This window comes from Ruegeria sp. BI11 (assembly GCF_056538005.1).
In genome coordinates this window covers 546,091-565,593 of the sequence record NZ_JBQFSM010000002.1, presented here as the reverse complement: position 1 = coordinate 565,593, position 19,503 = coordinate 546,091, and the positions used below count along the sequence as shown (strand labels likewise).

Below are 19,503 nucleotides of genomic sequence, written 5' to 3'. Positions count from 1 at the left end.
TTTCATCAACTGGCGGTGGCGCTTATATTCATTTCCATGAAACATTTCATTCCAATCTGCGCATTGACAGCTGCACTGGCTCTGCCCGCAAAAGCCGAAGAAGACACCGGCCAATCTCTGATGGAGCAGGGGGCCGAGCTGTTCTTTGAGGGGCTGCGCAAGGAAATGGAACCTGCTCTAGAGGACCTTCAGGGGCTGGTCAGCCAATTTGGCCCGGCGATGCAATCATTCTTTGAAGAGATGGGGCCAGCCCTGACCGAACTGGCGGGTGAGATTGAGGATTGGAGCGCTTATGAGGCGCCCGAGATATTGCCGAACGGGGATATCATCATCCGTAAAAAGCCGCCTCAGGAACAGCTAGACGAAACAGAGAAAACCGAGGAAGAAGTCGACGGAGCGACGGAAATCTAACCTCGGATTTTGACGCTGACTTCTGACTTAAGTGCATTGGCCAAAGAGTTCAGGCGCGCTTCGGCGACCTCACTGAACAATGGCTCGCTCGCCTTGGGCAGGCGCAGTTCAAGTTGGCGTTTTTTGGGGTAGAAACGCAGGGTGCCCATCTTAGCATCATGGTGCATCCAAAGCATGGCTCCAAACCGCATGGCCTTGCCCAGAATTTCAGCCTGTTTCTGTTCTTTCTCATCTAGCAGCTTATACAGCGGCTCGAACCGATTGCCCTCGCGCTTATTGCGATAGCGGTGTTGCAAGGCGAGACCGATAAAGACCCGTTCGGAATGTTTCAGCCCGCCCAGATTGGCGCGGGTGACGTTGTCGAAACAGATTTCGGCCCGGTAATCGGGGTGGGCGCGCCAGCTTACATCATGCAACAAGCAGGCTGCCTTGATCAGCCGCACGCGCGCCTCTGGTGCTGATTTGAACAGCGGCATAACGAAGTCGTACAGGTGTTTGCCAAATCCGGGCAGGCGGGCATCCTTCGCTTCGGAAAAGCGGCTGGCCTCGATCAACGGGTCGCGGTCACGCAGGATCTGCGGCATTTGTTCGTACAGCAACCCCTCACGTATGCCATAGCTTGAGATCGCGATATCCTTGGGTTTGAACGTGCGGATCAATCGCGCCAGCACGTCCATCGCATAGGGGATCAGCGCCATGCGGGAGCTAGAGACGCCCGCCTGGCTGCGCAGCTGGTTTGGATCACCCTTTTCGATGAACTTTATGGTCTCGTGAACCTGCTTTGTGGTCATGCGGTATTCGTGCAGCACGTTCAGGGGATAGCCCCGGCGCAGCATGTCCAGCCGCGCAAAGGCACGCCAACTGCCACCCACAAGGAACAGACGATCCCGCTGTGGTCCCAGCTGATCTCGCAGCTCTTCCATGGTGGCCTTGATATGGGCTTTGCGTGCCCGCCGCCCGCCTTTGATGTCACGCAATTTCAGCGGACCCAGGGCCGAGGTCAAACGGCGCCCGACCTGCCCGTCACCAATTTCGGCCAGCTCCATGGAGGAGCCGCCGATGTCGCAGATCAAACCGTAAGCGCCAGGCCAACCCAGCAATACGCCCTGCGCGGACAATCGCGCCTCTTCCCCGCCATCAATAACCTGAACGGTCAGGCCGGTTTCTGAATGAACCTGATTACAGAAATCCGGCCCATCCGAGGCCTCGCGCACAGCGGCAGTCGCGACGACATGCAAGCCGGGCAAGTCAAGATCGTCGGCCAAATGCTGGAACCGGCGTAATGCCGTCAGCGCACGCTTGCGGCCAAGCGGGTTAAGGCATCCAGACTCCGAAAGGCCCGCGCCCAGTTCGCACATGATCTTTTCGTTGTAGAAATAAGCCGGGGATCGCGCAGCCCCGTCAAAGATCACCATCCGGACCGAGTTTGATCCGACGTCGACCACACCCACCCGCGACAGGGCGCGGGCCTCGGGGTTGTCGAACAGCGGTTTACCGAATGGCCCCCAGTCCGGGATGTCGGTTTCTGCGATCTGATCCATGTCTTTTCCAGATATTCCGGTGCCAGAATGCGAAATCACCGGGTGTGGGTCAATTGTTGGATACGACATCGGTCATGTCCGCGTTCAGCACCCGGATTGCAAGCGCGCGGGTGATTTCGCGCTTTTCCAATAACGCCAGATGATCTAGCCGCGCCACCACTTCGGCCGCTGTTTCAAAACGCCGGTCCATGTGTTTGACGAGATAGGCAATTACGTCAGGCCCGGGGTTTAGTTGGCGGTCGATAAATAGCTTGGCTAGAACCGCCCCCAGAAGGGCATCGTCAGGCGGGTCCAGTGCCACGTGGTGTGCGCCCTCGATCCGGCTTTGCAGATCAGGCAGCGGCAATTCCCACAGCTTTGGTGCCAGTCGCCCGGTCATTAGCAGTGCATGTCCTTCGGCCAACACCAGATTGTGCAGGTGAAACAGGGTTTTCTGCTGCTCGAGATCGCCCGCGACCATCGGTACGTCTTCTACCGCAATTGGCGTGCGAGCCAAGGCAGGCACGTCCTCGTGCCGCACGTCACAGGCCTGGATGATTCGTCCTCCGGTTTCGGCGGCCCAAACATGGGCCAGATGCGTTTTACCAGACCCGGCAGGGCCGCTGAGCACCAGCTTATTGCCGGGCCAGGAGGTCGCCGAGATCATCGCAACAGCAAGCGCATTGGCCGGCGAGACAAAGAAATCCTCGCGGCCCAGTGCGGTCTTGGCCGGTAGATCAAAGCTAAGTTGCTGGGCCATTTACTCGTCTTCCTGCTTCAATCCGTCGAGACCGGTATACAGGCGGCTGTCCAGATAGATCGAGGTAAGGAACCGGGCCACTACGCCTAGTGCAGCAGCAACGGGCACTGCGACGAGCATGCCCACAAAACCAAACAGCGCGCCAAAGACCGACAGGGCCAGCAACAGCCAAACCGGATGCAGCCCGACCGAGCTGCCGACCAGTTTCGGGGTCAGGAAATTCCCCTCGGTCACCTGACCCAGTGCAAAAATGCCCGCGACCAGCCCGATATGAACCCAATCACCCCAGAACTGAAACAGCGCCAAGCCAATGGCCAGCGTGCCGCCGATCAAAGCACCCAGGTACGGGATGAAGGTCACAAGCCCGGCGATGAACCCCACGATCAGGCCAAATTGCAGGCCAACGAGCATCAGCGCCACGGCATAATAGGTGCCTAGGATCAGACAGACGGTGCCCATCCCCCGCACGAACGAGGCCAGAACGTCGTCAATCTCGCCAGCCAGACGTTTGATTGTTGGGGCGTGATCGCGGGGCAACAGCTCTCCGATGCGAGCAATCATGCGATCCCAGTCCAGCAAAAGATACACGGCTACCACCGGCACGATGACCAGCAGAACCACCACGTTGATAGCTGACCCCAGCGAAGCGGCGACGGATTGCAGTACGTCTCCGGTTTTGGATTGCAGCGTCTCGCCCAACGACACGAGGAACTGGTGTGAGCTGGATTCGGTGTCCAGCAGGGACGGGAATTGCTTTTCGATGAAGCCGCGCAGTTGCTTGAGCAGACTGGGCATGACCTCGACCAGATCAATCAACTGGGTAATCAGCGCGGGTACCACCATCAGAACCATCAGCACAAAACCCAAAACGCCCACAATGGTGATGATCCCCGTTGCGGCCATTCTCGACAGACCCAGATTTTCCAGCCGGTCTGCAATTGGATCAAGGAAGTACGCGATGGCTCCGCCAATAACAAAGGGCAACAAAACGTCGCCAAGTGCCCACAGCAGAAGCACAAAAACTGCAGCGGCTACGCCCCAGTATCTGAGCTGATCCTTCACCGGCAAAGCCATGGTTGTCCCCTTGTTTTTGGCCCTTGCCAGTGTTCTTGGCGCATGCAGCCTCGTGATGCAAGCGCTTCATCGCCCGGGCATTTCCAGGGCGCTAATCGCTAAGCGTGCCCAGTTCGGGTGTGGCCTCGTGGGCAGCCTCGTCGGGCCAGTTAGTGCGCCAGATTTCAGCCGACCAGTGGCCGCAATGGACCGCAGGTCGGTCAAAGTCCGGCAGGGGGGCAACCAAAGGCGCAACGACAACATCGTGGCGGGGCACAGCGAAATAAGGAAACGAGTAACGTTCCTTACCCGAGCGGTTCACCACCCGATGCGGCGTCGATTTCAGCTGCCCGCCGGACCACAGCTCGAGCATATCTCCGATATTGACGACAAATCCGCCGGGCGGGCAGTCGGGGCTGACCCAGCCACCGTCGCGGGTTTGTACCTCAAGCCCACCAACGGGATCGGGGGCGATGATGGTCAGAGCGTCGGTGTCCTTGTGAGGGTGTATGCCATAGCCGCCCTCATCCGGGGCCTGAGGTGGATAGTGCAGCAGGGTCATGTTGGTCATAGGATCGCGGAAGGCGTCACGGAATTGGCGTGGGGGTAGCCCCAGACCCGCTTCGAGTGCGCCCAGCAGGGCGTCCGCGACCCGATCCAGTTGGGACCAGTAGTCAAGGATCACATCACGCGCGTTCGGAACCTGCGGTGGCCAGACGTTCGGACCGTACAGGGCACAATCGCTGCGGATCGGTGCGTCGCTGGCAACCTCGTGGTGAAGCTTATAACCTTCGTATTTATCCGCCTTGCCGGACCCGTCGTTAGGGGTGAAGAACCCCAGCGGGATGAACCCGCGATAGTTTTCGCGGGTGATCGCTTGTTCCCACTTGGTATCTTCTTCAACGTCAAAGATGGCCCGCACGCAGGCGCGCATGTTCCGAACGGTGTCAGCGGCAATGCCTGTTCCGGTGATCGACAGAAACCCGATATCGGTACAGGCGTTCATGACCTGCTGCACGGTTCGGTCATAGCCCGGATCGGTCGCGTCAAACAGCGGGGCGATGTCGATTGTGGGGATGCGGCCCATCAGTGGATCCTGACGCCTTGGCGGTCTAGTTCGGTATGCACCGGGGCAAGGTTCAGCTCATGCAAGTCCTGATTGCTTTTCAGCGACAGAGCCGCTGCAATCCCGGCACCCTGACCCATGACCGCACAACAGGACATGTTTCGGGTAGCGGCATGGGCCACCTTGTCCGCTCCGTGTGACCGGCCTGCAACCAGCAGCGCCTTGATCCCTTTCGGCAGCATCGAGCGGTAGGGCACATGCATATACCGACCCGTGGTCGGCAGGATCAGAATGCCGTAGCCGTCGATGAATTCGGGATAAATACCGATCGTGTCCTCGAACCGGCCCTGATGGCGGGCATCGTCTTCGGTCATATTGTAGATCGCGTCGATCTTGCGAGTGTCGCGAATGCCGATGGTCATGCCGAAATTCCGCAGCCGGGCGTTTTCGCAGCCGGGCATGAAACGGCGCAGCGCTTCGATGGCCAGCATCGACTGACGACGACCCTCGATCTCGCCACGGGTCAGACTATCGGGATCAGTGCCGTCTATCCCGTCCATATGAATCAGGTTCATATAAGTCAGCTCACCCGTATCGTGCATCGCACCCCAAGTGCCCGCGATGGTGTTTAGGTGCGGTGGGATCAAACCCTGTTCGATAGCCTGCTGGAACGGTTTCTTGACGAAGGGCGAGAACATGTCGTCCTCTTTACCGCTGGTCTCGATATTCCATTCGCCACCGCCGCCCCAGTCCTTGTAGGTCTGCGGGTCGGCCTTGACGCCCTCCATAAAGGCACGTTTGTCGACGCCTGCCAGATGGAACATGACCGAAGCGGCCATCATCTCTTCGGGCGCGGTCTTGTGGGTCGGTGCGCCTGCGCGGTGGGCTACATCGGCATCGCCGGTGGCGTCGATCACGACACGGGCCAGAATCGCTTCGCGCCCGGCCTTGGATTCGGTGATGATGCCGGTGATCCGATCGCCATCCATGATCGGAGCGACGAATTGCCGGTGCAGCATCGGATGCACCCCAGCCTCTTCCACCAGTTTGTCGGCCACCAGCTTGAACCCTTCGCTGTCCAGCTCATAGCTGAGCGACTGGCTTTCCGGCACTGCTGCGCCCATATCCCTGGCCCGGGTTTCGAATTCTAAACCAATGCCGCCCGCCTCGACTGTTTTCTCATGGCGGTACCACGCAAAGCCCTCGACCCCCACGGCTGTGATATTGCCACCCATGCAGCCGAAGCGGTCGACCAGAGACACTTCGGCGCCTGCTCGCGCTGCGGCCAAGGCAGCGGCCAGCCCCGCGGGGCCAGAGCCCACGACCAGAACGTCGGTTTTGTGAACTACGGGGATTTGACGGGCGGGTTCCTGAATGGTCTGCATCGGCGCCTCATGGAGTTTGCATTTAAGCCACCATTGAAAACCTTGGCTGGCGGGTCAATCAAAATTCCGACGGGTCCAAGGTCGCAAAATCACCAATGGCCGATTGCCCCCGGCGGGGCTTTGGAATAAGGACCTTTGAAGTCGAATTCTCACCCGTGAAGGTCATACAATGCGCCTCAGCCGTTACTTTCTGCCCGTTCTCAAGGAAAACCCGTCCGAGGCCCAGATTGTCAGCCACCGGCTGATGCTGCGCGCCGGGATGATCAAGCAGGCTGCAGCCGGGATTTATTCATGGCTACCGCTGGGCTTCAAAGTGCTGCGCAAGCTGGAAAATATCATCCATGAAGAGCAGGCGCGCGCAGGCCATATCGCGATCCAGATGCCCATTATCCAATCGGCAGACCTATGGCGTGAATCCGGGCGTTATGATGACTACGGTCAGGAAATGCTGCGTATGAAGGACCGGCATGACCGGGATATGCTGTTCACACCCACGGCCGAAGAACTGGTGACCGACATCTTCCGCGGTCACGTCAACAGTTATAAAGACCTGCCGCTGACGCTGTATCAAATCCAGTGGAAGTTCCGCGATGAGATCCGCCCTCGTTTCGGTGTGATGCGCGGGCGCGAGTTCTACATGAAGGACGGGTATAATTTCGACCTGACCAAAGAGGACGCGCTGCACGCCTATAACCGTCATCTGGTCACCTACCTGCGCACCTACGAACGCATGGGCCTTCAGGCGATCCCGATGCGCGCGGATTCCGGCCCCATCGGCGGAGACAACACCCATGAATTCCTCGTGTTGGCTGACACAGGTGAATCCGAGGTGTTTTATGACAGCGCTGTCACCGACCTGACCTTTGGCGACCGTCAGATCGACTACGACGACCGTGCGCAGTGCCAAGCCATCCTTGAGGAGTTCACCTCGAAATACGCCCGCACTGACGAGACCCACGACGAGGCACTGTTCAACGAAATCCCCGAGGAACGCCGCCGCGTAGCACGCGGGATCGAAGTTGGCCAAATTTTCTATTTCGGCACCAAGTATTCCGAGGCGATGGGTGCAACCGTGCAAGGCCCCGATGGCAAACCAACGCCGGTCCATATGGGTAGTCACGGAATCGGCGTGAGCCGTCTGATTGGTGCCATCATTGAAGCCAGCCATGACGACAAAGGCATTATCTGGCCGGAAGGTGTCACTCCGTTCCATTGCGGTATCGTCAACCTCAAGCAGGGCGATGAAGAGGCAGATGCTGCTTGCGACAAGCTGTATGGTGCCCTGACCGCGTTGGGGCTTGAACCTCTGTATGACGACCGTAACGAGCGGGCAGGGGGCAAGTTTGCCACCATGGACCTGATCGGTTTGCCGTGGCGTATCACCGTCGGGCCGCGTGGTCTGAAAAACGGCGTGGTTGAACTGACCTGTCGCCGGACTGGTGAAAGCGAGGAGTTGAGCCCCGAGGCCGCTGTCACAAAAGTTGCCGAAATCTATGAGCAAATCGCCTGAAAAAGATCAACGGCCGCTGATCTCGGTCGTCACCGTTACACGGAACCTGATCGAAGCAGGGCGCGAGGATCAAGTCCTCGCCGCCCTGGACAGCGTGCAGTCCCAGAAGTTTCGCAACGTTGAACATGTCATCTGGGACGGCCAATCCAGAGACGGTACGCAAGACCTGCTAGACGGTGCGATTCAAAAAATCTCGGACATGAACAATCCCATTCCGGTGCAATATTTCTGTGAGGCGGACAAAAGCCTCTATGACGCGATGAACCAGGCGGTCGAACGGTGTGCTGGCGAGTATATTCTGTTTCTCAACTCGGACGACCTGATCGCTGATGCCGACAGCTTGCTTCGGGTGCAAAAGGCCATTGAGCCGGACAAGCCCGACTTTGTGTATGGCGAAACCGTCTTTTTTGACGATGAGGGTAACCGCCGTCACGCCCGTCGGCTGACCCCGAAATCCATCTTGCAGCGTCTGCCCTTCGGCCACAATGCGATGGTTCTGAAAAGGGCGCTGTTTCAGGAACTGGGCGGTCATGACCTCCAATTCCGTATCGTTGCGGACTATGACATGGTTTTACGGATGATCCTGTCCGGCCATTCTGGTCAGCGATTGCAGGCCCCGATCTCGCTGTTCCGGATCGGCGGATTGTCAGCGGACACAGATGCCGTCGGGGCTGAAATGGCCACCTGTTGGCTGAAAAATTACAGTCAGTTTTGTGATCTGTCCGGATATTCGGATGCACAGCGCTTTGGGTGGTACAAACAAGGCCACCTGCCGGTTCAGGTTTCAGCGGCTATCTTGCTGAAATCGCTATCTCAGCCCGCCGTCGCTCGTGCAGCGCTATACAGCCTGACGAAAACCTTGCGTCGCAAGGCTCAGTTCTGGCGGAGCTACTAGTTTCGCTGTGGTTCCGGCCGTTCCGTCAGAATATCACCATCCGCACTGTTGCCGCGTGCCACGACAACCGGACGGCCCAGACGCCTGACCAGTTCCTTGAATTCGAACCCCAGAAAACGTATCCCGCAAATCCTTTCATCGGTTGCGCGATCCGTGATGCACAACCGCCCCTGACGAAACGCCAGACGGTACCCTTTGTCTTTCAGGATATCGGTTAAATTCGACCAGCTTGCCGCAGTATCGAAAACAGGGCGAATGGTTGCACGCAACAGCGCTGCTGTCTCACAATCCAGTTCTGTAGATGCGTTTCGGACCAAAATCGGGTCCAACAATTCCGTATTACTCTTTACAAACATGAGCGAACCCCCCGCTCTTTAAATGGTATCCCCCTTACCTCCTAGGGTGACAAAGTTTTAAAAAATAAGCAAAAGGCGAAATAAAATTGCTTAATTGATGTTGCATTTTGAGTTCAGTAACTCACGCAACGGCCCTATTGACTTCATAGCTGAAACAATTGGGGGTTGTCTGTGAAGGGGGTCACAACTTCGGGTATAAGTTAGCCCTTGCCTATCTCCTTATGCCAGAGCACCTCTCCTGATATCGAGAGTGATTCGCACTAAGCCGTGCCGACAGAAGCCGCAAGATTGCCTATCGTTGGGCGGGACGCGCATAACCACCTTGACCATCCCGGCAAATGCCGAAAGGGTCGCGCAAACCAAAAACGCCCGGAGCAGACATGGCCAAGACGCCCCCGCCCTTTGCCCCATTCGAATGGAAGATCGCCTGGCGATACCTGCGCGCGCGCCGCGCCGAGGGCGGTGTTAGTGTGATGACCTGGATTTCACTGATCGGAATTACGCTAGCGGTGTTTGCCTTGATCGCGACGTTGGCTGTCCGTTCCGGGTTCCGTTCCGAATTCGTAGGCACCATTCTGGGGGCCAATGCGCATGTCACCGTCTATTCGGCGGGCAATTTTGATACGCAGGGCAATCTGGATCGCACCATCGAGGATTATGACAGCGTGGCTGACCGTATCGCCCAGGTGCCCGGGGTTGAACGCGCCGCGCCCTTGGTCAAAGGGCAGGTGTTGATTACCAATCGCGAGCGCAGCAGCGGAGTCGAGGTCTTTGGTATTCAGCCTGACGATCTGCTGGACTTGCCCGGCGTTGCTGAAAGCGAACAGGCGGTGGGCGATCTGACTGAATTCCAGAATGGAGAGGACGTCATCGCCATCGGTTCGGGGGTGGCGCGCAGTATTGGGGCAACTGTTGGGGATACAGTAAAACTGACCTCCCCCAACGGGGTGAAAACGGCATTCGGGACGTCTCCGCGTGTAAATGCGTATCGGGTGGTCTATGTTTTTTCGGCTGGGCGCTACGATATCGACCGCACCCGCGTTTACATGCCGTTCGAACAGGCGCAGAGCTTTTTCAACCGCGAAGGCGTGGCGGATGAGATTGAGGTGATGGTCGACCGCCCCGAAGAACTGACGCCGATCCTGATCCCCATTCTTGAGGCTGCCGGTGAGCGCAGCCAGATCTGGACCTGGCAGGACGCCTCGGGCGGGTTCCTGCGCGCGTTGGAGGTTGAAGACAACGTGATGTTCATCATCCTGTCCATCCTGGTGCTGATTGCGGCGATGAATATCGTCTCGGGGCTGATCATGCTGGTGAAGAACAAAGGGCGCGATATCGGCATCCTGCGCACCATCGGCTTGAGCGAGGGCTCGGTCCTGCGGGTATTTTTTATCTGCGGTGCGTTTACTGGGATCATTGGCACCGTAATGGGTGTTGTTCTGGGCTGCTTATTCGCGATCTATATCGACCCGATCTTTTCGTTCGTGAACTACGTCATGGGCGGCGGTGTCTGGGACCCTTCTATTCGCGGCATTTACGCTCTGCCTGCCGAGCTTCATCTGTCGGACGTGCTAAAGGCAATTGGTTTGTCGCTAGGCCTGTCTTTCTTCGTCACCTATTTCCCTGCCCGCCGCGCGGCGCGGCTGAATCCGGTTGAGGCGCTTCGCTATGAATGACGTGACTTTACGGTTGAGCGGTCTGACAAAGACCTACCTGAAGGGAACGCCGGGCGAGGTTCAGGTACTGCGTGGCGCCGATCTGGAACTACGCGCGGGCGAAGCTGTGGCGCTGGTCGCGCCGTCCGGGGCGGGCAAATCGACCCTGCTGCATATTGCCGGACTATTGGACACGCCGGATGGCGGCTCGGTCGAGATTGCGGGGCAAAAAGTCAAAAACAAGGGCGATCGGACACGCACCGCACTGCGGCGGCAGGATGTTGGGTTTGTCTATCAGTTTCACCACCTTTTGCCCGAATTCACGGCGCTGGAAAACATCACCTTGCCGCAACTGGCTAACGGAGTGTCCGAGAAGGCGGCGCAGACGCGAGCAATGTCTTTGCTAGACCGCGTTGGTGTTGCACCCCGCGCCGATCACCGTCCTGCGGCCCTGTCTGGTGGCGAACAACAGCGAGTGGCATTTTGTCGAGCGCTGGCCAACAAGCCGCGCGTTCTACTGGCGGATGAGCCAACCGGCAATCTGGATCCCAAGACCTCGGATCAGGTGTTTGACGCGCTGATGGCGCTGGTGCGGGACGAGGGGCTGTCGGCACTGATCGCCACCCATAACATGGACCTTGCCGCGCGGATGGACCGGAAGTTGCGGCTTGAGAGCGGCGTGCTCAAGCCAGTTGAGTGATCGCTACGCCTACAGCCATCACGGCGATCCCGCCCGCTCGCACCATTGTCAGCGGCGTGACCTGCGCGCCGAACAGCCCGAAATGGTCGATAGCCGCCGTGCTGATCAACTGCCCCAGCAGCACGAAGAATACCGCATTGCCGACGCCGAAATGTGGTGCGACATGGGTGATCGACAGGACGTAAAAGGCGATCAGGACTCCTGCCAATAAAAGGTGTTTGGGGGCCTGCGTGACTTTGGACAATGCCCCCATGCCGGGAAACATAAGCATTACCAGCGCGGATGCTCCGAACGCGATGGCGAACAGGATGACGGCGGCGGTGGTCGGAGATCCGATCAGCTTGCCAAGGGCCGCGTTAAGCGCGGCAAGAATCGGAACGCCAATCCCGGCGGCCAGCATGATGGCTGCGTATTGTGTCATTGCCCGTACCCTTCTGCTTCGTTGATCTGGATCATTGCGCCAAGCAGCGCTTCGGGCAAGCCTACATATGTCAATCGTGACAGGAGGATGCGATGACCAGACCGTTAATGACTGCCATTTCCGCCGGAATGCTGATGATCGCGGCGCAAGTGGTAGCGCAGGACGTGGATACCGGGGCTGAATTGTATCAGCATTACTGTGCAACGTGTCACGGCATCGATGCGACCGGGCATGGGCCGATGGCTGGGATACTGGTCATTCAACCCGTAGATCTGACCAAACTGGCTGGAGAAGACGGCGTATTCCCAACCGCACGCGTCGTGGCGCGGATTGACGGGCGCGACCCCTTGGTCAGCCACGGCAGCCCGATGCCAGTTTATGGGCCGTATTTCGATGGTCAGGACACTTCGATGAAAACGCCCGAAGGGCAGCCGATCCTGACCAGTCAGCCTATCGTGGATCTGATTGCTTATCTGGAAACGCTGCAGGGCGGGTAAGGCCTAGCGACAAATGCCTTCGATCTTTGCCCCGCTCCATGGGATCACGATGTCCCGCTCACGCGGTTGGTCCGGCAAGGGGGCAATGTCGAAATGCACGCCCAGCATATCGTGCAGGCGTTGAGTACGGGGGGCTTTGGGGTCCAGCGCCCGACAGCAGACATATTCCTCAACAATCGCGCCTTGTTGTTCAAAGCCATAGGACAGAAAATCGGGGGAGGTCTCGATGTCGAATAGATATGGGTCTTTGTTGCCGCCATGCTCAGCCGCAGCGCGCAAAGGGTGATAGCCGGTGGTTTTCCGGTTCTGCCATTGCCACACATGGGTCAACTCATGCGCCAGCAGCATTCCGGCGATCAGGTTCATCTGCTCGGGGAACTCGGACATATAGTCTTCAAGATACCATTCGTGGGTGAAATAGACCTTGTTGAATAGGGCAACGGCGGCGGGTTTTGCAGTCACCACCCCCTCGGTCGGCGGTGGTAATATGCGTTCTCGGCAGGCCAGGCGGGGGCGTTCCTTACGGTAGAAGGTAATCGGCGCGACCGGAGCGCCCTCGACCAGACGCACCCGGTCCAGATTCAGCGACTCACCTTGTACGGCGCTGGCAAAGGCGCGTTCCTGCTCGGTCAGGGGGCGACCGCAGGATGCAAGCAGAAGGAGAACCATCATCAGGAAGCGGCAGGTCATGAGGTGAGCCTAGTGTGATGCTCCCGCTCTGCAACCGGTTTTACAGGCTCATCGCCAAAACTCGGCTGATTTCCGTCAACGACCGCCCGGATTGATCCATCCACGTGTTGAATGCGTCCTGAACAGCGGCCATCGCTTTTTTGGAACTGGGGGCTTTGTCGACCACGCCTTCGGCGATCAGCCGGGCGGTGACGTCCCGCGACAGAATGAAACTGTCGCGCCCAGCAAACCGCATTGCATATTGCGCCGAGGCCCCACCCAAGCGCGACCCTCGCTTGCCTAGCATTGCCAGCAATCCTACGTAGTCGGTCGAGGGCCAGCCGCCCAACACCTGACCCACACCACCTTCCTGACGCAACTCCAACAAAAACGCGGCATTGTCCCGGACGGCGGCGATCTTGGTCCCGTTGCGGACGATGCGGGTGTCCTGCAGCAAGGCGTCAAATTTTTCATCATCCATAAAGGCGCAACGGCCAACGTCGAAGCCATCAAATGCGGTCTCGAAACCATCCCATTTGTTCTCGATGACCTTCCAGTTGAACCCGGCCTGAAAGACGCATTTCGTGATGATTGAAAGCCAGCGATCATCCGGCAGAGCGGTCAGTTCAGCCACGCTCTTGGGTTTGTTGAGCTTTGCCTGCAGTGCTTCGGGCCCACCGTGGCGATTGGCGGCCATGGTGTAGATTTCGTCGAAATGGTGCATCGGTGTCCTCCACCGGCAGGGTTGCCTGTTCACCGCCGGGTTGCAAGCGTCGATGTAATGTGTGTTGAAATCCTGCGCGTCGCGCGCGACTTGATTTCGGACAAGGACCATCCTGTGTCGCGGCCCTAAACCGGACCCAACTTTGACGGAGAACACTATGCTGGGTTGGGCCCTTTTCCTTGCCGCACTGATCACCTTTCTGCTGACCCATGCCATCCCGGCCAGACCCGCCATGCGCGGGCGGTTGATCGAAGTGATGGGGCGTAGGGGCTATTTCATCGCCTATTCTGTTTTGTCCTTGCTGATTCTGGGCTGGCTGATCATGGCCGCAGCACAAGCGCCTTATGTCGAAGTAATCCCACCGTTTTTCGTCCTGCGCTGGGTGCCGTTGTTGATCATGCCGCTGGTGTGTTGGCTAGCCGTGGTAGGCTTAACGATCCAAAACCCGTTTTCTTTTGCAGGACTGGGTCATCGTCGGTTCGACCCCGAAAATACCGGTATCTTGCGGACCACGCGCCATCCGCTTCTTGCTGCCATGATGCTGTGGGCGCTGGCGCATCTTCTGGCGAATGGCAGCCTGTCGCATGTCATACTGTTTGGTCTGTTTGCGGGGTTTGCGGCTTGGGGTATGGCCCTGATCGATCAGCGTAAAGCGCGCGATATGGGCATCGAATGGGTGCGCCTGTCCCGCAATACGGCGCGGTTTTCCCTGCGTGTCCCGCACCCTTGGCCGGGCTTGTGGACCGCTCTGGTTTCACTGACCGCCTTTGCAGTTCTGCTTCATCTGCACGCGCCTGTTATCGGCCTTTCACCCCTGCCATAACGCAGGGAGTGGTCGGACCGGGCCATGCGTGCTATCTGGAATGTCACACTTTAGGACTATGAGGGTCTTTCAATGTATCTGGCCTATGTTACCACCATTGACCGCGGCGCGACCGACCGCCTGCTGAGCGCCGTTGCCGAACATCTTCTTGCCAACGATGCCCGTCTGGTTGGTGTGGTTCAAACCAACACCGAATGCGCCGACAGCAGCAAATGCGACATGGATGTCCGCGTCCTGCCTGAGGGTGAGACCATCCGTATCTCGCAATCGTTGGGCGAGCATTCGCGCGGCTGTCGGCTGGACCCGGCTGCGTTGGAACGGGCTGTGGGATATGTCACCAGCTCGCTGGAGGACTCGCCGCAGCTGCTGATCATCAACAAGTTCGGCAAGCACGAAGCTGACGGGCGCGGGTTTCGCCCGGTGATCGCCGAAGCGCTGACGCAGGATATCCCGGTGCTGGTTGGCGTGAACGGTCTGAACAAGGATAAGTTCCAAGAGTTCACCGGCGGCGCGGCCGAGCAGCTTGAGCCGAACCGCGAAGCCATCACCGCTTGGTTCGACCGCGTTAACGCGCAACGCGCAGCTGCGGCTTAAGGCAACCTCCCGTAGGGTAAACCGCTGTAATCCTGTCTTGTTTCAACCCACCTGTGCTGCAATCTTCGATCCAAGGGGAGATTGCACATGTGGACAAATTGGGCCGGAAACCAGCGGACGCAGACGCCGATCACACGCCCGACCTCGATTTCTGAGGTGCAGCAGGCGGTGGCGCAGTCGGGTACTCTGCGGGTCGTTGGGGCCGGTCATTCGTTCACACCCATAGTTGCCGGTGGGGATCGGGTATTGGACCTTTCGAACCTCCACCTGCCTGCGATTGGAGAGGTGAGGGAAGACACGGTCTGGGTAAACGCAAATTCCCGGTTGCGCGACCTGTCCCCGGCCTTGGCGGAGCAGGGGCTGGCCTTTCGCAATCTCGGCGACATCAACACGCAGTCTTTGGCCGGTGCAGTATCAACGGCCACGCATGGAACCGGACGCACGCTGCCCTGTCTGGCGGCCGAAATCACCGCTGCAAAACTCGTCAGCGCGGGCGGAGATATCCTGTCCACCGATGACATCCCGCTTGAGATGGCACAGGTCACCTTGGGCATGCTGGGCATTCTGACTGAGGCTCAAATCTCGGTGGTGCCCAAATACAATCTGCACCGCCGAGTGCGATTGGCCGATCTGCAGGACAGCATCGCCAATATGCACCAGAACTGGGTCGAAAACCGGAATTTCGAGTTCTTTTATATCCCGTTCACCGGCAAGGCTGTCGAACTGCACCATGAAATCTCAGACGCACCCGAAAGCAAGGCGCCGCGTGATCTGGACATGATTGCCGTCAAAGTGCTGAAGCTGGCGCGTAATGCAGGCAAGCTCAGCGGCGGTTTACGCTATATGCTGTTGAATCTGCTAACCATGGCGCAATCAGACGAAGACTATGTGGGTGAAAGCTGGCGGGTGCTGTGCAGCGACCGGCGTATCCGGTTCAAAGAAATGGAGTACCACCTGCCGCCCGACGTCGCCCAAGATGTCCTGCAAGAGGTCATCGCGCGGCTGCATCGCGACCATAAGGATATCTACTTCCCGATTGAGGTCCGCCAGACTGCGGGTGACACGGCGTGCTTGTCCCCTTTTCAGGGTGGGCCGCGCATTTCAATAGCGATCCACACAGACGCGGCTGAAGACCACCAACGGTACTTTGACGCGATTGAGCCGTTATTTGTCGAAGCCGGGGGACGACCGCACTGGGGTAAGATGCACAGCTTGGGCTTTGCCAAGCTGTCCAACCTGTACCCAGATTTCGATCGATTCTGTGCGCTGCGGGAACAATTGGACCCATCGGGCAAGTTCCTTACCCCCGCGCTTGCCAAGTTGTTTCGGCCATGACGGACTATCTGCAAACCTTGTCTGAAACGCTACGCGTTCATGGTGTGGACCAGTCGATCATTGTGATCGATTTGGATCGGCTCGACGCAAACTGTGCCTTGGCAGTGAGCAGTTCGGATGCGAGGCTGGATCGTCGGCTGGTCGCGAAATCTCTGCCTTGTTTGCCACTGCTGGGTTATATCCGGGACAAGATTCAGACCTCGGGCCTAATGACGTTTTCGGAACCGATGCTGATGGCGCTGTTGCAGGCCGAGCTGAAAACCGATCATTTGATTGGCAAACCACTTCCGGTCAGTTCGGCAGCGCGGGTTCTGAAAGAATGCCCCGACGCTGCTGCGCGCGTTCAATGGTTGATTGACTCTCCGGAACGGTTGCAGGCCTATCTGACCCTTGCTGCGGACCGGCAAATTGCGCTGCGCCTGTCGCTTGAAGTTGATATCGGTCTGCATCGCGGCGGGTTTCGGCCCGAGCAGATTGCAGGAATCGCGCAGGAAATCGAGGCGAGCCCCAATGCGCGACTGTCCGGAGTGATGGGGTACGAGGCGCATCTGGCCAAACTGCCGGGGTTCCTGCGCAAACGTGCGGTTCAGACCAGCGCAGATGCGTTCGATCAGGCCGTGTCCAGCCTGCCGAATGCGGCTAAGGGGCTTTGTCTGAACACTGGTGGCAGCCTGACGTTTCAGTCCTACCGCGTGGGAGGGAAGGCCACTGAGATCGCTTTTGGCTCGGTTCTGGTGAAGCCCACAGATTTCGACCACGCAACGACTCAAGGCTTTCAGCCCGCGGTGTTCATCGCGACGCCGATTCTGAAAACAATGCCGGGTAATTCTCTGCCAGGGTTGGATTTTCTAACCCGCCGCAAAACCGACCTTGCGATATTCGGAGGATATTTCCGGGCCCAACCTGTATTCCCCAACGGCTTTGGCTATTCGTCCATTTTCGGGCGCTCGACCAATCAGGAGGTCTGGACGGGTCCGCCAGCCGCGCCGGTCAAGCCAGGCGATATAGCACTGCTGCGCCCAAGCCAAAGCGAGGCTGTGCTGAATCAGTTCGGTATTATGCTGGCGGTTAGGGGCGATCAGGTGGTTGACGAATGGGAATGCCTGCCGAATTAACGGCCCCTTGCACTTTGTCACCATCAGAAGAAGATGGTGGGCGACCCTGGAATCGAACCAGGCGTGCGTCTCCGCGAGGGAGTTACAGTCCCCTGCCACACCTTGCGGCCTGTCGCCCACTGTCAGGCGTTGCACCTGACGTGGAGGCGTGATTACTAGCGCCTTAAAGGAGCGTCAACAGGAAAATTCCGCTTTGACGCAGGAAACCGAATTCCCGGCCCGGAGGCCCAAGAAATGAAGAAACCCAAGTGGGTCGTCGAAAAGGAGCAGGCCCGTAAAGCGGCCGCTGCCGAAACCGTCTGGCTGTTTGGCCTGCACGCTGTACGCGATGCCTTGATGAATCCAAACCGGCAAAAACTGCGCTTGATTGTGACGCGTAATGCGCAGGACAAGCTGGCAGAAGCGATTGAATTTGCAGGAATCGAGGCCGAAATGGTCGACCCGCGTAAATTCACCGCGCCGATTGATCCAGGCTCCGTTCATCAGGGTGCAGCACTTGAGGTCAAGCCACTGGATTGGGGTGGGTTAGCCGAGAATTGCATCGGCCGCGAACATCCCCGCGTGATTTTGCTGGATCGGGTGACTGACCCGCATAACGTCGGGGCGATTCTGCGTTCGGCCGAGGTTCTGGGGGCCAGTGCGGTCATCGGCACGCGGCACCACTCGGCACCGGAAACCGGGGCGCTGGCCAAAACTGCCAGCGGCGCGCTGGAACGTCAGCCCTATCTGCGGGTTCGCAATCTGGCTGATGCCATTGTCGAACTTCAGGATATGGGCTTTCTGGTGTTGGGTTTGGATGGAGAGGCCGACGAGACTATCGAGACGGCGCTGGGCGGCAAATTCGATCAGCCAGTGGCGCTGGTTCTGGGGGCCGAAGGGCCGGGTTTGCGACAAAAAACCAAGGAAACCGTTGATCAGCTGGTGAAAATCGACGCAGCGGGCGGGTTTGGGTCACTCAACGTCTCAAATGCGGCTGCGATAGCCCTATATGCCTCTAGGCACAGATAAATAGGAGAGTCCCATTTCCGGCCCGTCCAAAATCGCCACCTGCTGCTATTGCGGAACCCGCGCTGCGCTGGTTCTGAAGGGACAGGATCGGCATGAACTGAGTTGTTCCAGTTGTGGGGCGCCGCTGCACAACCTCAAGATGATGCCCAAGCGCAAGTTGGCTGACGGTCAATCGAAACGCGGGCCGGCTAAGTCTGCAGGCAGCTACAAGAAAAAGAAGCAGAAGAAGAAAAAGAGCGTCTTTTCGCGCGTATTGGATGAAGCGTGGGATGTCATCGAAGATATCTTTGACTGATGTGGTGTCAGGGCGACACAGGTGATCACAAGCCCGTTAAGTGGGGTGTCACCTAGCCATAAAAATTGCATTTTGAGACCCTGATGACCTTGTTCCGATTTCTGAGATGCTGACTCGACGTTTTTTGCTGGGCGCAATGGCCGCCGCTTTGATCACTCCTGCGGTGAAGGCGCAGGAAATGCCCATCTTCTTTGTGACCGATGGAACGGCAATGTCCGGGTATGACGTGGTGTCTTATTTCAATGGCGATGCGCCGGTTCATGGTCTACCGAAATACTCGGTCGTCTGGAAAGGGGCCCAGTGGCACTTTGCAAGCGCCGAAAACCGCGACGCCTTTGAACGTGACCCACGCGCGTTTGCTCCGCGGTTTGGTGGATATTGTGCCTATGCCATGGCGCACGGCAAGTTGGTCAGTACTGATCCTAAAGCGTGGCAGGTGGTAGATGGCAGGCTGTATCTGACCCACTCTCCTGAAATCGAAGAGATGTGGCGAGAAGCCAGTGCGGAATATATCCGCATGGCCGATGCACATTGGCCTGTAATCCTCTACGAACAATAGGCAAGTTTCCGCTTTTTGTGACCTGTCATCACAAAAATGCGCATCACCTCTTTTTTTCTCTCAACTTATGCCTAAATGTCACAGTGACCGCGGAACGGAACTGCCGCGGGTCATTTCACTGTCCCTCGTTCCAACAACTGGCGCTCAGGTCT

22 protein-coding genes and 1 tRNA gene are annotated in these 19,503 nt (G+C 58.1%); 13 read left to right on the top strand and 10 right to left on the bottom strand.

Features of this window, described 5'->3' with window-relative positions:
• The first annotated feature begins 36 nt into the window (after positions 1 to 36).
• Positions 37 to 411 (top strand): hypothetical protein, encoded by a 375-nt coding sequence (locus ACR0DT_RS07640; protein WP_480710285.1) that lies wholly within the window; start codon positions 37 to 39, stop codon positions 409 to 411.
• Here ACR0DT_RS07640 and ACR0DT_RS07635 read toward each other — a convergent pair.
• The 5 genes from ACR0DT_RS07635 to ACR0DT_RS07615 form a co-directional block, all read right to left on the bottom strand.
• A complete protein-coding gene (locus ACR0DT_RS07635; RefSeq protein ID WP_480710284.1) occupies positions 408 to 1,952 on the bottom strand; it encodes a Ppx/GppA family phosphatase in 1,545 nt (514 codons plus the stop codon). The two genes, ACR0DT_RS07640 and ACR0DT_RS07635, sit on opposite strands and share 4 nt — an antisense overlap.
• A gap of 49 nt (positions 1,953 to 2,001) precedes the next feature.
• Positions 2,002 to 2,691: a P-loop NTPase family protein gene (locus tag ACR0DT_RS07630; protein ID WP_480710133.1), complete on the bottom strand. Its 690-nt coding sequence runs from the start codon at positions 2,689 to 2,691 to the stop codon at positions 2,002 to 2,004.
• Positions 2,692 to 3,765, bottom strand: a complete 1,074-nt coding sequence (locus tag ACR0DT_RS07625; RefSeq protein ID WP_480710132.1) for an AI-2E family transporter — start codon at positions 3,763 to 3,765, stop codon at positions 2,692 to 2,694.
• Between the two features lie 91 nt (positions 3,766 to 3,856).
• A complete protein-coding gene (locus tag ACR0DT_RS07620) occupies positions 3,857 to 4,831 on the bottom strand; it encodes an isopenicillin N synthase family dioxygenase (RefSeq protein ID WP_480710131.1) in 975 nt (324 codons plus the stop codon).
• A complete protein-coding gene (locus ACR0DT_RS07615; RefSeq protein ID WP_480710130.1) occupies positions 4,831 to 6,195 on the bottom strand; it encodes an FAD-dependent oxidoreductase in 1,365 nt (454 codons plus the stop codon). Before ACR0DT_RS07615 ends, ACR0DT_RS07620 begins: the two co-directional genes overlap by 1 nt.
• Positions 6,196 to 6,364: 169 nt before the next feature.
• Between ACR0DT_RS07615 and proS the strand changes: the two genes are divergently transcribed.
• Both proS and ACR0DT_RS07605 read left to right on the top strand, forming a co-directional pair.
• Entirely contained in the window at positions 6,365 to 7,705 is a 1,341-nt protein-coding gene (gene proS, locus ACR0DT_RS07610; protein WP_480710129.1) for a proline--tRNA ligase, read from the top strand.
• Complete coding sequence (locus ACR0DT_RS07605) at positions 7,689 to 8,600, top strand: glycosyltransferase family 2 protein (protein WP_480710128.1); 912 nt, start codon at positions 7,689 to 7,691, stop codon at positions 8,598 to 8,600. Before proS ends, ACR0DT_RS07605 begins: the two co-directional genes overlap by 17 nt.
• Here the strand turns inward: ACR0DT_RS07605 and ACR0DT_RS07600 are convergent.
• On the bottom strand, positions 8,597 to 8,956 hold the full coding sequence (locus tag ACR0DT_RS07600; protein ID WP_480710127.1) for a hypothetical protein: 360 nt from the start codon (positions 8,954 to 8,956) through the stop codon (positions 8,597 to 8,599). The two genes, ACR0DT_RS07605 and ACR0DT_RS07600, sit on opposite strands and share 4 nt — an antisense overlap.
• A gap of 380 nt (positions 8,957 to 9,336) precedes the next feature.
• Here ACR0DT_RS07600 and ACR0DT_RS07595 point away from each other — a divergent pair, with 380 nt between their 5' ends.
• Both ACR0DT_RS07595 and ACR0DT_RS07590 read left to right on the top strand, forming a co-directional pair.
• Positions 9,337 to 10,632, top strand: coding sequence for a lipoprotein-releasing ABC transporter permease subunit (locus tag ACR0DT_RS07595; protein ID WP_480710126.1), 1,296 nt, complete (start codon positions 9,337 to 9,339; stop codon positions 10,630 to 10,632).
• On the top strand, positions 10,625 to 11,311 hold the full coding sequence (locus ACR0DT_RS07590; protein ID WP_480710125.1) for an ABC transporter ATP-binding protein: 687 nt from the start codon (positions 10,625 to 10,627) through the stop codon (positions 11,309 to 11,311). The genes ACR0DT_RS07595 and ACR0DT_RS07590 overlap by 8 nt, the downstream gene beginning before the upstream one ends.
• Here ACR0DT_RS07590 and ACR0DT_RS07585 read toward each other — a convergent pair.
• The gene (locus tag ACR0DT_RS07585) at positions 11,295 to 11,732 is read right to left on the bottom strand and encodes a DMT family transporter (RefSeq protein ID WP_480710124.1); all 438 of its coding nucleotides are present in this window, start codon (positions 11,730 to 11,732) and stop codon (positions 11,295 to 11,297) included. The genes ACR0DT_RS07590 and ACR0DT_RS07585 overlap by 17 nt on opposite strands.
• A 92-nt stretch (positions 11,733 to 11,824) precedes the next feature.
• Here ACR0DT_RS07585 and ACR0DT_RS07580 point away from each other — a divergent pair, with 92 nt between their 5' ends.
• The gene (locus ACR0DT_RS07580; RefSeq protein WP_480710123.1) at positions 11,825 to 12,229 is read left to right on the top strand and encodes a c-type cytochrome; all 405 of its coding nucleotides are present in this window, start codon (positions 11,825 to 11,827) and stop codon (positions 12,227 to 12,229) included.
• Between the two features lie 3 nt (positions 12,230 to 12,232).
• On the opposite strand, the gene ACR0DT_RS07575 is transcribed toward ACR0DT_RS07580, so the two are convergent.
• Together ACR0DT_RS07575 and ACR0DT_RS07570 are read right to left on the bottom strand one after the other, a co-directional pair.
• On the bottom strand, positions 12,233 to 12,919 hold the full coding sequence (locus ACR0DT_RS07575; RefSeq protein ID WP_480710122.1) for a hypothetical protein: 687 nt from the start codon (positions 12,917 to 12,919) through the stop codon (positions 12,233 to 12,235).
• A 40-nt stretch (positions 12,920 to 12,959) separates the two neighbouring features.
• Positions 12,960 to 13,622, bottom strand: a complete 663-nt coding sequence (locus tag ACR0DT_RS07570; protein ID WP_480710121.1) for a DNA-3-methyladenine glycosylase I — start codon at positions 13,620 to 13,622, stop codon at positions 12,960 to 12,962.
• A gap of 157 nt (positions 13,623 to 13,779) precedes the next feature.
• Between ACR0DT_RS07570 and ACR0DT_RS07565 the strand changes: the two genes are divergently transcribed.
• From ACR0DT_RS07565 to ACR0DT_RS07550, 4 genes are all read left to right on the top strand, one after another.
• Complete coding sequence (locus tag ACR0DT_RS07565) at positions 13,780 to 14,445, top strand: NnrU family protein (RefSeq protein ID WP_480710120.1); 666 nt, start codon at positions 13,780 to 13,782, stop codon at positions 14,443 to 14,445.
• A 72-nt stretch (positions 14,446 to 14,517) separates the two neighbouring features.
• On the top strand, positions 14,518 to 15,039 hold the full coding sequence (locus ACR0DT_RS07560) for a DUF2478 domain-containing protein (RefSeq protein ID WP_480710119.1): 522 nt from the start codon (positions 14,518 to 14,520) through the stop codon (positions 15,037 to 15,039).
• A gap of 87 nt (positions 15,040 to 15,126) precedes the next feature.
• Positions 15,127 to 16,374 (top strand): D-arabinono-1,4-lactone oxidase, encoded by a 1,248-nt coding sequence (locus ACR0DT_RS07555; RefSeq protein WP_480710118.1) that lies wholly within the window; start codon positions 15,127 to 15,129, stop codon positions 16,372 to 16,374.
• The gene (locus ACR0DT_RS07550; RefSeq protein ID WP_480710117.1) at positions 16,371 to 17,489 is read left to right on the top strand and encodes an alanine racemase; all 1,119 of its coding nucleotides are present in this window, start codon (positions 16,371 to 16,373) and stop codon (positions 17,487 to 17,489) included. Before ACR0DT_RS07555 ends, ACR0DT_RS07550 begins: the two co-directional genes overlap by 4 nt.
• A gap of 34 nt (positions 17,490 to 17,523) precedes the next feature.
• Here the strand turns inward: ACR0DT_RS07550 and ACR0DT_RS07545 are convergent.
• A tRNA-Tyr gene (locus ACR0DT_RS07545) sits at positions 17,524 to 17,607 on the bottom strand.
• Between the two features lie 116 nt (positions 17,608 to 17,723).
• Here ACR0DT_RS07545 and rlmB point away from each other — a divergent pair.
• From rlmB to ACR0DT_RS07530, 3 genes are all read left to right on the top strand, one after another.
• Positions 17,724 to 18,497 carry a 23S rRNA (guanosine(2251)-2'-O)-methyltransferase RlmB gene (gene rlmB / locus ACR0DT_RS07540; protein WP_480710116.1) on the top strand — a complete coding sequence of 258 codons (774 nt, stop codon included), beginning with the start codon at positions 17,724 to 17,726 and terminating at the stop codon, positions 18,495 to 18,497.
• Between the two features lie 13 nt (positions 18,498 to 18,510).
• Positions 18,511 to 18,792, top strand: coding sequence for a hypothetical protein (locus ACR0DT_RS07535; RefSeq protein WP_480710283.1), 282 nt, complete (start codon positions 18,511 to 18,513; stop codon positions 18,790 to 18,792).
• A gap of 106 nt (positions 18,793 to 18,898) precedes the next feature.
• Entirely contained in the window at positions 18,899 to 19,351 is a 453-nt protein-coding gene (locus tag ACR0DT_RS07530; protein ID WP_480710115.1) for a YHS domain-containing (seleno)protein, read from the top strand.
• Positions 19,352 to 19,503 lie beyond the last annotated feature (152 nt).